The following is a 14,376-nucleotide window of genomic DNA, read 5'->3' on the forward strand; positions in this document are numbered from 1 at the left end:
GCCGGGGCCCGTCCCCTTCCCCGGGGAACGGTCAGGCGGAGGCGGCTCCCCGTGGGGGCGTGGCCGCTCCGAGGAGGAGGGCGGCGGCCTCGGCGGGGCGGCCGAGGCGCTCCAGGCAGTGGGCCTCGTCCTCCAGGGCGGCGACGGTGTCGGGGTGGGCGGGGCCCAGGAGCCGGGTGCGGGCGGCGGCGACGGCGCGGTGGATCTCCCGGGCCTCCTCCCAGCGGTCGAGCCGGCCGAGGGCGACGGCGGTCTCGCGGCGGCTGAGGAGGGTGTCCGGGTGGTCGGCACCCAGGACGCGCTCCCGGACGGCGTGGACCTCCCGGGACTCCGCGAGCGCGTCCTCCCAGCGCCCGAGGCGGCCGAGGTTGACGGCGAGGGCGTGGCGGGCGCGCAGGGTCTCGGGCCCGTCGGCGCCCTGGGCGCGGGTGCGGGCGGCGACGAGGTCGCGGCAGACGTCCAGGGCGTCGGCGGCCTGGCCGAGCCGGCCGAGGAAGACGCCGGTCTCGTAGCGGGCGGCGAGGGTCTCGGGGTGGTCGGCGCCGAGGGCCGAGGCGCGCGCCTCGGCGACCGCGCGGTACTGGGCGAGGGCCTCCTCCCCGCGCCCCAGGCGCCCGAGGACGTGGGCGACCTCCTGGCGGGTCGCCAGGGTGTCGGGGTGGGCGGGGCCGAGCAGCCGGGCCCGCGCCTGCGCGACCTCGTGCGCCGTGCGGTACGACTCCTCCAGGCGGCCGAGGCGGGCGAGGGTGAACGCCAGGTTGTGGCGGCAGCGCAGGGTGTCGGGGTGGTCGGGGCCGACGGCGCGCTCGCGGGCGGCGAGCACCTCGGCGTAGAGCTCGTACGCCTCGGGGTGGCGGCCGAGGCGCCCGAGCGCGTACGCCCGTTCCTGCCGGGCCGCGAGCGTGTCGGGGTGGTCCTCGCCGAGGACGCGGGCGCGGGCGCGGGCGACCCGGTCGAAGACGTGCAGGGCGTCGGCGGGGCGGTCGAGCCGGGCGAGGGCGAAGCCGACCTCGTAGTGGCTGGCGAGGGTGTCGGGGTGGTCGGCGCCGAGCACCCGGGAGCGGTCCTCGGCGACGGAGCGGTGCACCGCCTCGGCCTCGTCCCAGCGGCCGAGCCTGCCGAGGCCCATGCCCGCCCGGTACCGGCCGGCGAGCACCGCGACCAGTTCGGCGGGGGGCGCGGCCGGGGCGGGCGGGGGCGCGGTGGGGAAGGAGGCGGGTGCGGTGGTGCCGGGGAGGGCGGTGGTGCCGGGCGCGGCGGTGCCGGAAAGGCCGGTGGCGGGCGCGGCGGTGCCGGGAAGGACCGTGCCGGGCGCGGCGGTGGTCCACTCGGTGGTGAGGACGGCCGCGGCGGGGTCGTGGGCGGGCGGGCGCGGACCGGCGGCGGAGACCGGCCGGGGACCGCCGGCCAGGCCGCGGGCCCAGGCGGGCGCGGGCGCGGCGGGGCCGGGCGGGAGGTCCACCGGTACGGGCCGGGTCGGCGGGAGGGGCGGCCGCGCGGGCACGCCGGGCAGCGGCGCGAACGGCGAGGGGCCCGCGCGGCCGGAGACGATCCGGCGGCGCAGGTCGCCCGCGTCGGCCGGGCGCTCCTCGGGGACCTTGGCGAGCAGGTCGACCACGAGGCGGTCGAAGTAGTCGGGGAGCTCGGCGCGGTGGGAGCGGGGCGGGCTCGGCACCGTGTCCCGGTGGCCGATGAGGATCGCCCAGGAGTCGCCGAGGTCGAAGGGCGGGACACCGGTGGCGAGTTCGTACAGGACGCACCCCAGCGAGTAGAGGTCGCTGCGGTGGTCGATCTCGCCGCCGCCGATCTGCTCCGGGGACATGTAGTGGGGCGTCCCCATGGCGATGCCGGTCCCGGTGAGCTTGGAGGTGAAGCCCATGTCGGCGCCGAGTCGCGCTATTCCGAAGTCGCAGATCTTCACCGTGCCGTCCCGCAGCCGCATGATGTTCGCGGGCTTCAGGTCGCGGTGCACGATGCCCTGGCCGTGCGTGTAGGCGAGGGCGTCGGCGACCTGGTCGGCGATCTCCACGAGGTCCTGGACGGGCAGCGGGTTCTGGGCGTTGGCCGCGAGGAGCTGGCTGAGGTTGCGGCCCTCCAGGAGCTCCATGACGAGGAAGAGCACGCCCTCGTACTCGCCGAAGTCGTGCACGACGGTGATGCCCCGGTGCTGGAGCGCGGCGGCCACCCGGGCCTCGCGGCGGAAGCGCTCGCGCACGATGTCCCGGACGTGCGGGTCCTGTTGCGGGCCGAGGGGCTTGAGGCACTTCACGGCGACGCGGCGGCCGAGCGCCTCGTCGGTGGCGCGCCACACCTCGCCCATGCCCCCGCGGCCGATGACCTCGTGCAGGCGGTACCGGCCCTGGATCAGTCTGGAGTCCCCCATCGCGTGCCGCCGCCCCCGTCGATTCCGTGCGCCCTTTCCGGTGTGTCCAGTATGGCCGCCGGGTCGGACAGTGGATACGGGGCGGGGTACGCGCAGGGGTCGGGCCGCGTCCCCGGGCCGAGCCGTTCCACGGCCCGCAGGACGTGCCGGGGCGGCAGCCTCCAGCGCAGGCCGGAGGGGACGCAGCGCAGGAGGTTGGCGGTGGCGACGAGCCGGCGGGTGACGGTGTCGGGCGGCGGGGCGGGGCGTCCGTAGAGGGCGTGGGCGTACGGGGGCAGGGTGTCGTACGCGAGTGCCGTGACGCGCCGCCAGATCACCTCGCGCGCCGGGACCAGGACGGGTTTGACGGGCGGGCGGCGCAGGAAGTCCTCGACGGTCCGGGCGTCGGGCCCGGCGGCGAGGCGGGGGCGCACCGCCTCGAAGTAGGCGGCGAGTTCGGCGGTGGACGCCGGGACGGTGTCCGGGTCGAGGCCGACGAGCCGGGCCGAGGCGCGGTGTTCGGCGACGTAGCGGTCGGCCCCCGCGTCGGTGAGCGGGATCCCGGAGCGGCGGGCGACGGAGAGGTACGAGTCGGTCTCGGCGCAGTGGACCCAGAGCAGCAGCTCGGGGTCGTCCACGCCGAGCCGCCGGTGGATCCGGCGGACACGGGTGCCGGCCGCCTCCGCGGCCTCGGTGGTCCCGTAGCTGAGGGTCCCGACGAAGTCCGCGGTCCGCAGGAGACGGCCCCAGGGGTCCTGCCGGAAACCGCTGTTGATCATGACGCCGCGGACGGCGACGGGGTGCAGCGCCTGGAGCCACAGGGCCCGGATTCCGGCGATCCACATCACCGGGTCGCTGTGCAGCTGCCAGGTCACGGAGCGGGGCCCGAAGAGCCCGGGGTCGGCGTCCTGCCTCATGGCGTTCAGGCTACGCCGGAAGGGGCGCGCGGGAGCCGGTCGGTACCGCTCCCGTTCGACGGGACGCCGGTACCACTCCCGTTCGACGGGACGCCGGTACCGCTCCCGTTCGACGCGATGCCGGGGCCGTTCCCCCGGAGGGGTGGCGTCTCAGGTCGCCCGCCGCTGCCGGGAGGCGTAGGCGCGGGACTTGTTGCGGTTGCCGCACACCCGCATGGAGCACCAGCGGCGGCTCCGGTTCTTCGACACGTCCCAGAAGGCCCATCCGCAGGTGTGCTCCGCGCAGCGCTTGAGCCGGGCGGCGTCCCCGGTCGCGACCAGTTCGCTCCAGGCGATGGCGAGCCGTGCCAGCGGTTCTCGCTGCGGGGGCAGTCCGGCCGAGGGGGTCAGGGCGCCCCGGGCCGTGATCCGTACCGGATGCGCGGCGAGGACCCGGTCCACCTCGGCGAGCAGGGCGGGGTCGGGGGCGTCGCCGACGTGGGCTCCCAGCTGCTCGCGGATGCCGGCGCGCAGGGCCAGGTAGTCGCGATGGATCGCGTCGGGGACCGTGCCGGGCGCGTCGAGCAGGCCGCGTCCCTCCAGCCAGTCGGCGAGTCCGGCCGGGGTGGCGATCTCGTCGCTCCCCTCCTCCACGTCGACCGTGTTGGCGAAGGCCTCCACGAGGACGGCCGGGGCGGGCGGCTCCAGCATGACGGCTCCTTCCGCGGACCTCCCGCCATTCTACCGGCCAACCGTTTAGACGGTTGCGGGTCGGCCGGCCGTGCGCCAGAGTGGTCTCACCGGCTAAAGCGTTTGATGGTTAGGGGAGGATCATGCTCACAGCGCCGCCCGGAGCGACGAAGAACGGCGGGAGTCCCGGCCGGGCCGACCCCAGCCGCCGCAACACCCCGGTCCTGGTCGGCTTCACCGCCGTCACCAACCTCGCCGACGGCGTGGTGAAGATGGCCCTCCCGGTGCTCGCCGCCGGGCTCACCGGGTCCCCCGCCGAGGTCACCGCCGTCTCGCTGACCCTCACGCTGCCCTGGCTGCTCGTCGCCCTGCACGTCGGCGTGCTCGTCGACCGCTTCGACCGGCGGCGGCTGCTCTGGACCGCGAACGGGGCGCGACTGGCGGCGACGGGTCTGCTCACCGCCTCCGCCGCGGGCGGCGGCCTCACGCTCGGGGCGCTCCTCGCCGCCGGGGCGGTCCTCGGCGTCGCCGACGTCCTGGCCTCGACGTCCGCCTCCGCCCTGGTCCCGGCCGCGGTGCCGGCGGAGCGGCGCGAGGGGGCCAACGCCTGGATGGTGGGGGCCGAGACCGTCGGCCAGGAGTTCGCCGGACCCTTCGTCGGCGGGCTGCTGCTGGCCGCCGGGACGGGGCTCGCCCTGGGGGCGACGAGCGTCGCGTACGCCCTCTCCGCCCTCTCCCTGATCCTCCTGGTGGGCCGTTTCCGGGCCCCCGCGCCCACCCCGGACGCGCCGGCCGCCCCGGTCAACGCCCGGATCGCCGAGGGGATGCGCTTCCTGTGGCGGGACCGGGTGCTGCGCACGCTGTCGCTGATCGTCGCCGTGCTCGCCGCCGTCTGGGGCGCCTGGCTGGCGCTGATGCCGCTCTACGCCCGGCAGGACATGGGGCTCGGGCCCCGGGAGTACGGCATCGTGCTCAGCGCCCTCGGCGTCGGCGGGCTCGTGGGCGCGATGGCCGTCACCCGGGTGAACCGGCTGCTCGGCGCGCGCTGGGCGATGTTCGCCGACCTGGTCGGCACGGCCCTGATGGTGGCCCTGCCGGCCCTGACCACCGACATCCGTGCGGTGGCGGCCGGGGCGTTCCTCGGCGGCATGGGCGGCACGCTCTGGACGGTCAACGCCCGCACCCTCACCCAGCGCGCCGTCCCCGACGGGATGCTCGGCCGCTACAACGCGGCGGCCCGGCTCTTCAGCTTCGGGGCCATGCCGCTGGGCGCGGCCCTGGTCGGGCTCCTGGCCGAGTGCGGCGGCGCGCGGTTCGCCTTCGGCGTCTTCGCGCTGGCCGTCGTGGTGACCCCGGTGCCGTTCCTCAGGAACGTCACCCCGTCCGCCCTGCGGGCCTTCCGCGCCGGCTGAGGAGTCCGCCCGCGCGTCACGTCACGGACGGGGCCGCGGCCGGGATCGCGGAGGCTCGTACGCGGTGCAGTCGGGGTTGTGGCACGAGCCCGGGCCCCAGAGCGGAACGAAGACCCCCAGGGTCTTGTGGCGTTTGATCTCGCGGTGGACGGTGCGACGGCAGACCGGACAGACGTGTTCGGCCCGCGGCTCGGTCTCACGCATGTGGCTGGTCATGCATCTCACGGTAGAACCGTGGAAAACATTTGAGAAGACCTTTAAGAGCCTTTTAGCATCTTTGTTGACTCACGAGGCTTTCACACCTTTTCCATGTGCCTGCGCTCACCGTTCCCGGTCGGGCGGATCGTCCCGCGGGCCGGTGCCGGACGCCTCGGGGGGACGCAGCAGGCTCAGGGTCACGGAAACCGCCAGGACCACGACGATCACGGCCAGGCTCACCGGGGAGGGGATCTCCGGTATGGAGGTGCTGATGAGCTCGTGGGACGCCTGGAGGGCGAGTTTGACGCCGATGAAGGCGAGGATGACCGCCAGACCCTTGCCCAGGTGGTGGAAGCGGTCGAGGAGCCCCGAGAGCATGAAGTACAGGGCGCGCAGGCCCAGGATGGCGAAGGCGTTGCTGGTGTAGACGATGAAGGCGTCGTCGCTGACCGCGAGCACGGCGGGGACGCTGTCCACGGCGAAGATCAGGTCGGCGGCCTCGATCGCCACGACCACCGCGAGCAGCGGGGTCGCCACGCGCCTGCCGGCCTCCTTGACGAAGAACTTCGTCCCGGCGTACTCGTCCCGTACGGGGACGACCTTGCGCAGCAGCCGGACCGCCGGGCTCCGGCCCGGGTCGAAGCTCTCCTCCTCGCCCTTGAGGATCTTGTAGGCGCTGTAGAAGAGCACGGCCGCGAAGACGAACAGGACGGCGGTGAACCGGCTGACCACCGCCACGCCGGCGGCGAGGAAGATCCCGCGGAACACCAGGGCTCCGATGACGCCGAAGAACAGCACGCGGTGCTGGTAGGCGCGGGGGACCTTGAAGTAGGCGAAGATCAGGGCGAACACGAAGAGGTTGTCGACCGACAGGCTCTTCTCCAGGAGCCAGGCGGTGGTGTACTCGGTGCCGGCCGTCCCGCCGAGGACGAGGAAGACGACCGCGCCGAAGACGAGGGCGAGCCCCACCCACAGTCCGCTCCAGGCGGCCGCCTCCTTGAACCCGATGACGTGCTCGCGGCGGTGGGCCAGCAGGTCGACCGTGAGCGACACGACGACCGTGACGGCGAAAGCCCCCCAGAGCCAGAACGGCACGTCAAGCACGTAGACCTCGCAGGGGTCCGCCCGGACAGGTCCTTTATCCGAGTCTGCGCCCTCCGGCCTCGAACGGCACCATGGAGCGTGCGCGCCCGTGCCGGACGGGGCGTGTCCGGTGGTACGCACGGGGCAGACGCCCCGGGAGCACCACCGGGACCGGCCGTACGCACGGGCGGCCGCGTATGCACGTACGGGCTCATGGACGCACGAGGCACACGACGGAGGAGACATGCGCAAGAACAGGCGCCCGGACGGCGCGTCCCCGACCGACGAGGAGCTCGACGCGCTCGACGCCCACTGGCGGGCCGCCAACTACCTCGCCGTCGGACAGATCTACCTGATGGACAACCCGCTGCTGCGCAAGCCCCTGGAACCGGAGCACATCAAGCCCCGGCTGCTCGGGCACTGGGGCACCTCCCCGGGGCTCAACCTCGTGCACACCCACCTCAACCGGGTGATCCGGAACCGGGGCCTCGACGCCCTGTGCGTGTGGGGGCCCGGCCACGGCGGCCCGGCCGTGGTCGCGAACTCCTGGCTGGAGGGCAGCTACAGCGAGGTCTATCCGGACGTGAGCCGGGACGAGGAGGGCATGGCCCGGCTGTTCCGGCAGTTCTCCTTCCCCGGCGGGGTGCCGAGCCACGTGGCGCCCGAGACCCCCGGCTCGATCCACGAGGGCGGCGAGCTGGGCTACTCCCTGGCGCACGCGTACGGCGCCGCCCTCGACAACCCGGACCTCCTGGTGGCCTGCGTCATCGGCGACGGCGAGGCGGAGACGGGGCCGCTCGCCGCGTCCTGGCACGCGAACAAGTTCCTCGACCCCGTCCACGACGGGGCCGTCCTGCCGATCCTGCACCTCAACGGCTACAAGATCGCGAACCCCACCGTGCTCGCCCGGCTCCCCGAGGCGGAGCTCGACGAGCTGCTGCGGGGCTACGGCCACGAGCCCCTGCACGTGACCGGCGACGACCCGCGCCGGGTCCACCGGGCGATGGCGGCCACGATGGACACCGCGCTCGACCGCATCCGGGACGTCCAGCGGGAGGCCCGCGACGGCAGGTCGTCCGAGCGGCCGAGGTGGCCGGTGATCGTCCTGCGCACCCCGAAGGGCTGGACCGGCCCGGCGGAGGTGGACGGGCTGCCCGTCGAGGGCACCTGGCGCTCCCACCAGGTCCCCCTTCCGGGCGTACGGGAGAACGCGGAGCACCGCGCGCAGCTGGAGGCGTGGCTGCGCTCGTACCGTCCCGAGGAGCTGTTCGGCGACGACGGCGCGCCGTCCGAGCGGGTGCTCGCCTGCGTGCCGGACGGCGAGCGCCGGCTCGGCGCCACCCCGCACGCCAACGGCGGTCTGCTGCGGCGGGACCTGCCCGTGCCGCCCCTGGAGCGGTTCGCCGTGCCGGTGGAGGAGCCGGGCGCCACCCGGCACGAGCCGACCGGTGTCCTCGGGGACCTCCTGGAGGCCGTCATGGCCGCCACCGCCGACCGGCGCGACTTCCGGCTCGTCGGCCCCGACGAGACCGCGTCGAACCGCCTCCAGGCGGTGTACGGGGCCAGCGGCAAGGCCTGGCAGGAACCGCTCCTGAGGACGGACGAGCACCTCGACCGGCACGGGCGCGTGATGGAGATCCTCTCCGAGCACACCTGCCAGGGCTGGCTGGAGGGGTACCTGCTCACCGGCCGGCACGGGCTGTTCTCCTGCTACGAGGCGTTCGTCCACATCGTCGACTCCATGGTCAACCAGCACATCAAGTGGCTGCGGACCTCGCGCGCCCTGCCCTGGCGGGCGCCGATCGCCTCCCTCAACTACCTGCTGACCTCGCACGTGTGGCGGCAGGACCACAACGGCTTCTCGCACCAGGACCCGGGCTTCGTGGACCACGTGCTCAACAAGAGCCCCGAGGTCGTCCGGGTCTACCTGCCGCCGGACGCCAACACCCTGCTGTCCGTCGCCGACCACGCGCTGCGCAGCCGGGACTACGTCAACGTGATCGTCGCCGGCAAGCAGCCCTGCTTCGACTGGCTCTCCCTGGACGAGGCCCGCGCCCACTGCGCCCGGGGCGCCGGGGTGTGGGAGTGGGCGGGCACCGAGGACGGCACGCGCGAGCCGGACGTGGTCCTCGCCTGCGCCGGCGACGTGCCGACCCAGGAGGTGCTCGCGGCGGCGGGCCTGCTGCGGCGCCACCTGCCCGACCTGGCGGTCCGGGTGGTGAACGTGGTCGACATGACGCGGCTCATGCCCCACGAGGAGCATCCCCACGGCATGACCGACGGGGAGTACGACGCGCTGTTCACCACGGACCGGCCGGTGATCTTCGGCTACCACGGCTATCCCTGGCTGGTGCACCGGCTGGCCTACCGCAGGGCCGGGCACGCGAACCTGCACGTGCGGGGCTACAAGGAGATGGGCACCACCACGACCCCCTTCGACATGGTCGTGCGCAACGACCTCGACCGCTACCGCCTGGTGATGGACGTGATCGACCGCGTGCCCGGCCTGGGCGTACGGGCCGTGGGGGTGCGGCAGGCCATGGCGGACGCCCGTACCCGCCACCACTCCTGGATCAGGGAGCACGGCACCGACATGCCCGAGGTCGCCGACTGGACCTGGACCGGGTCCGGCGCCCGGCACGCGGACGCCCCGTAACGGGCGATCCCGGGGGGCGGGGACGTCTCCACCGGCCACGGGGGTCGCCATGTCCGGGCAGCGGGCAGCCGTCGCGCCGACGCGGGTCTTCCTCGTGGACGACCACGAGGTGGTACGGCGGGGCCTGCGCGACCTGATCGACGACGAGCCCGGCCTGGAGGCGGCCGGGGAGGCGGCGACGGCGGCCCAGGCGCCGGCCAGGGGCCCCGCCCCGTGGCCCGGCGTGGCCGTCCTCGACGTGCGGCTGCCCGACGGGGACGGGATCACGGTCTGCCGGGAGCCGCGCTCGGCGATGCCCTGCCCGGCGCGTCCGAGGCCGACCTGTCGCTGAGGGAGGAGTTCCACGACCACCGCCTCGGCCTCCGGGAGCAGTCACGACGGTTCGACGCCACGGCCGGGGCCGGTTCCTCGCGAGCCGGGGAGCTGATGACCTCGCCCCCGGTCGTGATCGGTCCCGAGGCCTCCCTTTCCCGGGCGACCCGGCCGGCACGGGCCGTCGAGGGTGTGGTGGACGTCCGCTGCGAACCCGCCGCCGCCGGGAGGGTTCGCGGACCCGACCCGCCCGGGTCCGCGTCCGGACCCCGTCATCACGTGCGACCACCGCGTCCGTACACCGCGTCCAGCCCTCGCGTCCAGCCACCGCACCACGTTCCGGAAACACTCCCGCAATACCCCCGGGGGTAAAGTGGTCCTGCCCCGCGCGGGCCCCGCCGACAGACAAGGACCGCATTCCGCCATGACCACGCCCACCGCCCTCGGTACCGACGAGGCACGCGCCCGCCTGCACGAGCTGACCGTGATCGACGTGCGCACCCCGGGCGAGTTCGCGAGCGGCCACCTGCCCGGCGCGCTCAACATCCCCCTGGACCGGATCGAGGACGCCCTGCCCGAGCTCCGCGGGGCCGCCGACCGCGGAGAGGTCCTGGTGGTCTGCGCCTCCGGCGCCCGCTCGGAGAACGCCTGCCGGACCCTCGCCGGGCACGGCGTCACCGCCGCCACCCTCGCCGGCGGCACCGGCGCCTGGGCCGCCGGCGGTCACGACCTGCGCCGCTCCGGAGGCGGCCCGCGCGCCTCCTGGGCCATGGAGCGGCAGGTCCGCCTCGCCGCCGGCGCCGTCGTCCTCCTCGGACTGCTCCTCGGGCTGCTCGTGCACCCGGCCTTCCAGCTGCTCTCCGCGGGCATCGCCGCCGGTCTCGTCCTCTCGGCGGTGACCGACACCTGCGGCATGGCCGTCGTGCTCGGCAGGCTGCCCCACAACCGCCCCCGGGCCGCCGACCTCGAAGCGTCCCTCGCCGCACTGCGCGGCCGCTGACCCGCGGGCCGGGGCGGGGGTCCGGCCGCCGCGCGCCTCCCCGTGCGCCCCGCCACCCCGCCGCCCGGCCGCGCATGCTCGAAGCATGTTCCGGGTGACGACCACCGACCTCAGTCGTCGTCCGTTCCCGCGTCGCTGTCGCGGCGGAGCCTTCCGGACCAGACGGGCTCCACCCGCTCCCACTCCCGCTCCCACGCGGCGTACCGGCGCCCCTCGGCCGTCCGCCGTACGAGGAGGAGGGCGCCGGCCCCCGCCGCTCCGACGGCACCCGCCACCGCGATGCCGCCGGAGACCGCGGTCAGCGAACGGCTCGCGGCGTCGCCGGGGGCCCGGACGGGGGTCCCCGCGTCGTCCACCCAGACGGTCACGGTCCGACCCGGGGGCGTCCGGGGCGGGACGTGGACGGTCCCGGACCGGCGTACGCGCTCGGGGTGCTCCCAGGTCGCCGGTGCGAGGGCGTACGGCTCCGTGCCGTACCGGGTGGAGGCGGCCGGTTCCCTGGCCGGGCCGGTCGTGGTCGCCGTCACCCGGTGCCGGTGGGCGGCGCGCTCGCGGTCGGCGTCGGCCCCGGCCTTCCAGAGCGCTCCGGCGACGACGGCGCCGCAGAGCAGGGCGAGCGTCAGGAGGAGGACCAGGGCGGCGCGTCCGGAGGGTTCCGACCCCCGCGGGGCGCCGTCGCCGTCCCGTGGCTCGAGGCGGGTCATGCCGCACCTCCCGTGGGAGCGGTCCGCCTGCGTTCCGGCGACTCCGACGTCCCTTCTTCCGTCCGGCCGCCGCGGACGCGTCCTTCGCAGGGGTCGGCCGGCGGGCCCGGCGCCCGGCTCCGGGCGCGCGCGTCGGCGGTGTGGCGTACGCCGTCCTGCACTACGGGCCCGCGCGCGCGTCGGCCCCGGACCGGGGCGGCGCGCGCCCGGGCCGGGACCGACGAAACACGCGCTAGGGCAGGAGCTCGTCCATGGAAGCGCGCCCCTTCTCCGCCATGCGGCGTTCCGCCCAGGCGAGGTTCTTCGGGGTCACGTCACGGCCGGAGGCGAGGACCAGGTCCTCCGCCGTGAACTCCCCCTCCGATCCGGCGTGCAGCAGCCGGTCGGGCGTCGGGAAGTCCCCCTGGGACGTCTTGTCGGGCTCAGCGTTCATGCCGCCTCCTACGTGTTCGTCCGGCACTGGCCATTCTCGTGTCCGGTCGGCGAGAACGCATCCGGGGCCGGAGGGGACCCGGCGCCGGCCCGCCGGACGAGCAGGTGCGCGTCCGGTACGACGGCTCCGCGCACCGCCTCCTCCCAGAGGGCGAGGCCCGTGCGGAGCAGGTCGTGCGCGGCAGTGGCCTCGGCGGCCGTCCAGAGCCCGCCGTCGCCGGCCTCGAAGAACCGGTCGTAGGCGGCGTCGTGGACCGCGTCCTGGGCCGGGAGGGCGAGGGCGGTGTCCACACCCCGCGCCAGGTCCTCGAAGAAGTTCCACGCCTCCAGGAGCGGTGCCGCAGGGACGGGCCCGGGAACGCGGACCCACTCCCCCACGGGTTCCAGGTCCAGGTACGACTCCGCGTCCGTCACGAAGTCCCAGCGGTGCCGGGCGCAGTGCTCCTCGGCCGGGCCGACGGCGTGGAAGGCGAGGAGCCGCCCCCGGTCGTCGGCGGCCACGGCATCGCGGTCGTCGCCCTCGCCCCGGCGCCAGAGCACGTACAGGTCTCCCCGCCGGGTCCCGATCCGGTACGGGTGGTGGTCGGTCACTCGAAGCCTCCGCCCGGGGTCTCCCAGGGCTGTCGTACGAGGTCGGCGGCGGCCCTGAGGGACAGGGCCGCCCCTTCCTCGTGGTGGCGGGCGTACGCCTCGGGGGCGAGGGCCCCGCGCAGGACCTCCTCCGCGCGGGTGCGGATCAGGGCATCCGTCTCCGGGGTGAAGGGGCGGAAGCTGCCGCTGCCGACCCCGGCGTGGGCGTCGTACGCGCCGAGGAACCGGGCCCCGGCCTCGGCGTCGCCCGGCCCGCCCCGCCCGCCGCGGGCCCACGCGGCGGTGCCGAACTGGGCGACGACGAGGTACGGGGCGACCAGATGGGCCAGGGTCTCCACGTCCACGACGGCGCGGGCGAGCCGCCCGACGGCCCGGTCGTACAGGCCGTCCACGCAGTCGAGCCACGCCCACGTCCCGCCGACCAGGCCCCGGAAGAGCGCCGGGACGGCCTCTCCGAACTCGCCCTCCAGCAGGGTGAGCTGGGCGCGGGCGAGGTCGGTGCGTCCGGTGTGGGCGTAGTGCTGGACGAGCAGCGTCCGGGCGGCGCCGGCGGCCTCGGCGCCCCACTTCCCGGCCTCGTCGGCGGCCTCGGCCAGGAGCCGTTCGGCCGCCGGGTCGCCTTCGGGCCGGCCGCCTTCGCATCCCCCGCCCCCGAGCCGGAGCCGTACGGCGGCCAGGCGGGCGGTGAAGACGGGCACCTGGGAGCGCGCGCCCACCCGGGCGGCGGCGGCCGTGGCCCGTTCGAAGTCGGCGGCGGCCTCGGGGAGCCTGCCGTCCTGCTCGTAGGCCTCGCCCCGGGCGGCGAGGGACTCCGCGGTGCCCCAGGAGTCCCCGGCGGCCTCGAAGAGGACGAGGGCTTCCTCGGCGTCGGCGCCGCGACCGGCGAGCTTGGCGCGCATGAGGAGGGCGAAGCCCAGGTCCCAGCCGGGAGCCCGGTCGCGGCAGGCGTCGACGATCTCCGTGAGGGCCTCGTCGAGGGTGGTGAGTTCCCCGGTCATCAGGCGGGCGAAGTACCACATGGTGCCCGGCTGCCGGCAGGTCTGCGGCAGGCCGGGGCGGTACGCGGAGACGAGGGCGGAGAGCCGGGCGCGGGTCTCGGGGCGTTCGAGGGCGGTGGCGCCCGCGCCGCCCTGGGTGGCGAGCGCGTACAGGCGGCCGCCGCGCCGGGCCTCCCGGAGGCGTTCGCCGGTCCACGGCGGCGGCACGTCCACGCACCGCCCGTCGAGCGGTTCCGCGCGCCGGACGGGCTCCCGGAACGGGTCGGGTCCGAGGCGTCCGGCCTCCGCGGCCCAGGTGCGGGCGTCCACGTGGTGGTTGCGCAGCTGCCAGAACCAGCCGAGGCAGTGGACGAGGCAGAGGACCTCCTGCTCGTCGCCGCGCGCCACGGCGGTCCGCAGGGCACCGCGCAGGTTGTCGTGCTCCCGCTCGAAGCGGGCGATGGCGGCGACCTGCCCCGGCCCCCGCAGCTCCGGATCGGTCCGCCGGGCCAGCTCCCGGTAGTACACCAGATGCCGCCGCTCCACCTCCGCCCGCTCCCCCGCCTCCACCAGCCGCTCCCGCGCGTACTCCGCCACCGTCTCCAGCAACCGGTACCGCATCCCCACCCCACCCGGAGCGGCCACCACCAACGACTTGTCCACCAACGCACCCAGCACGCCCAGCACGTCCCCGGCCCCGCCGTCCCCGCACACCGCCTCCGCCGCCCCCAGATCACACCCGCCCGTGAACACCGAAAGCCGCCGCAGCACCACCCGCTCCGGACCGTCGAGCAGATCCCACGACCAGTCCACCACCGCCCGCAACGTCTGCTGCCGCGGCAACACCGTCCGCGCCCCCGCCGTCAACAACCGGAAACGATCGTCCAAACGGTCCGCGATCTGCCGCAACGACAGCATCCGCAACCGCGCCGCCGCCAACTCGACCGCCAACGGCAACCCGTCCAGCCGACGGCACACCTCCTCCGCCGCCGCCCGGTCCTCCCCCACCACGAACCCCGGCCGCGCCGCAGCCCCCCGCTCCCCCAACAACCGCAACGCCACC

12 protein-coding genes and 1 pseudogene are annotated in these 14,376 nt (G+C 75.5%); 5 read left to right on the forward strand and 8 right to left on the reverse strand.

Features of this window, described 5'->3' with window-relative positions; genetic code table 11:
* Positions 1-31: 31 nt before the first annotated feature.
* The 3 genes from OO47_RS21490 to OO47_RS21500 all read right to left on the reverse strand — a co-directional run bounded on the left by OO47_RS21490 (position 32) and on the right by OO47_RS21500 (position 3,969).
* Positions 32-2,383, reverse strand: a complete 2,352-nt coding sequence (locus OO47_RS21490) for a serine/threonine-protein kinase (RefSeq protein ID WP_030208197.1) — start codon at positions 2,381-2,383, stop codon at positions 32-34.
* Complete coding sequence (locus OO47_RS21495; protein ID WP_030208199.1) at positions 2,365-3,279, reverse strand: oxygenase MpaB family protein; 915 nt, start codon at positions 3,277-3,279, stop codon at positions 2,365-2,367. Before OO47_RS21495 ends, OO47_RS21490 begins: the two co-directional genes overlap by 19 nt.
* Before the next feature lie 150 nt (positions 3,280-3,429).
* On the reverse strand, positions 3,430-3,969 hold the full coding sequence (locus OO47_RS21500; RefSeq protein WP_030208201.1) for a CGNR zinc finger domain-containing protein: 540 nt from the start codon (positions 3,967-3,969) through the stop codon (positions 3,430-3,432).
* A 122-nt stretch (positions 3,970-4,091) separates the two neighbouring features.
* Here OO47_RS21500 and OO47_RS21505 point away from each other — a divergent pair, with 122 nt between their 5' ends.
* The gene (locus OO47_RS21505) at positions 4,092-5,360 is read left to right on the forward strand and encodes an MFS transporter (RefSeq protein ID WP_051715465.1); all 1,269 of its coding nucleotides are present in this window, start codon (positions 4,092-4,094) and stop codon (positions 5,358-5,360) included.
* 321 nt (positions 5,361-5,681) lie between these two features.
* Here OO47_RS21505 and OO47_RS21510 read toward each other — a convergent pair whose 3' ends face one another.
* Entirely contained in the window at positions 5,682-6,662 is a 981-nt protein-coding gene (locus OO47_RS21510) for a TerC family protein (RefSeq protein ID WP_030208210.1), read from the reverse strand.
* 223 nt (positions 6,663-6,885) lie between these two features.
* On the opposite strand from OO47_RS21510, the gene OO47_RS21515 reads away from it, so the two are divergent.
* From OO47_RS21515 to OO47_RS21525, 3 genes and pseudogenes are all read left to right on the forward strand, one after another.
* The gene (locus OO47_RS21515; RefSeq protein ID WP_030208213.1) at positions 6,886-9,297 is read left to right on the forward strand and encodes a phosphoketolase family protein; all 2,412 of its coding nucleotides are present in this window, start codon (positions 6,886-6,888) and stop codon (positions 9,295-9,297) included.
* Positions 9,298-9,346: 49 nt separating this feature from the next.
* Positions 9,347-9,595 (forward strand): annotated as a pseudogene (locus OO47_RS21520) (response regulator transcription factor); the annotation flags it as partial.
* Positions 9,596-10,033: 438 nt separating this feature from the next.
* A complete protein-coding gene (locus OO47_RS21525) occupies positions 10,034-10,609 on the forward strand; it encodes a rhodanese-like domain-containing protein (RefSeq protein ID WP_030208218.1) in 576 nt (191 codons plus the stop codon).
* A gap of 110 nt (positions 10,610-10,719) precedes the next feature.
* On the opposite strand, the gene OO47_RS21530 is transcribed toward OO47_RS21525, so the two are convergent.
* The 4 genes from OO47_RS21530 to OO47_RS21545 all read right to left on the reverse strand — a co-directional run bounded on the left by OO47_RS21530 (position 10,720) and on the right by OO47_RS21545 (position 13,991).
* Positions 10,720-11,313, reverse strand: coding sequence for an Rv1733c family protein (locus OO47_RS21530; protein WP_051715468.1), 594 nt, complete (start codon positions 11,311-11,313; stop codon positions 10,720-10,722).
* A gap of 232 nt (positions 11,314-11,545) precedes the next feature.
* A complete protein-coding gene (locus OO47_RS21535) occupies positions 11,546-11,746 on the reverse strand; it encodes a hypothetical protein (protein ID WP_030208224.1) in 201 nt (66 codons plus the stop codon).
* A gap of 8 nt (positions 11,747-11,754) precedes the next feature.
* A complete protein-coding gene (locus OO47_RS34060; RefSeq protein ID WP_051715471.1) occupies positions 11,755-12,336 on the reverse strand; it encodes a hypothetical protein in 582 nt (193 codons plus the stop codon).
* Positions 12,333-13,991, reverse strand: coding sequence for a hypothetical protein (locus OO47_RS21545; RefSeq protein WP_158708684.1), 1,659 nt, complete (start codon positions 13,989-13,991; stop codon positions 12,333-12,335). Before OO47_RS21545 ends, OO47_RS34060 begins: the two co-directional genes overlap by 4 nt.
* Before the next feature lie 67 nt (positions 13,992-14,058).
* Between OO47_RS21545 and OO47_RS37960 the strand changes: the two genes are divergently transcribed.
* Positions 14,059-14,376 (forward strand): hypothetical protein (locus OO47_RS37960; protein WP_158708685.1); only part of this gene is annotated, 318 nt, incomplete at its 3' end.

The organism is Streptomyces bikiniensis (assembly GCF_000716625.1).
Lineage (GTDB): Bacteria > Actinomycetota > Actinomycetes > Streptomycetales > Streptomycetaceae > Streptomyces > Streptomyces bikiniensis.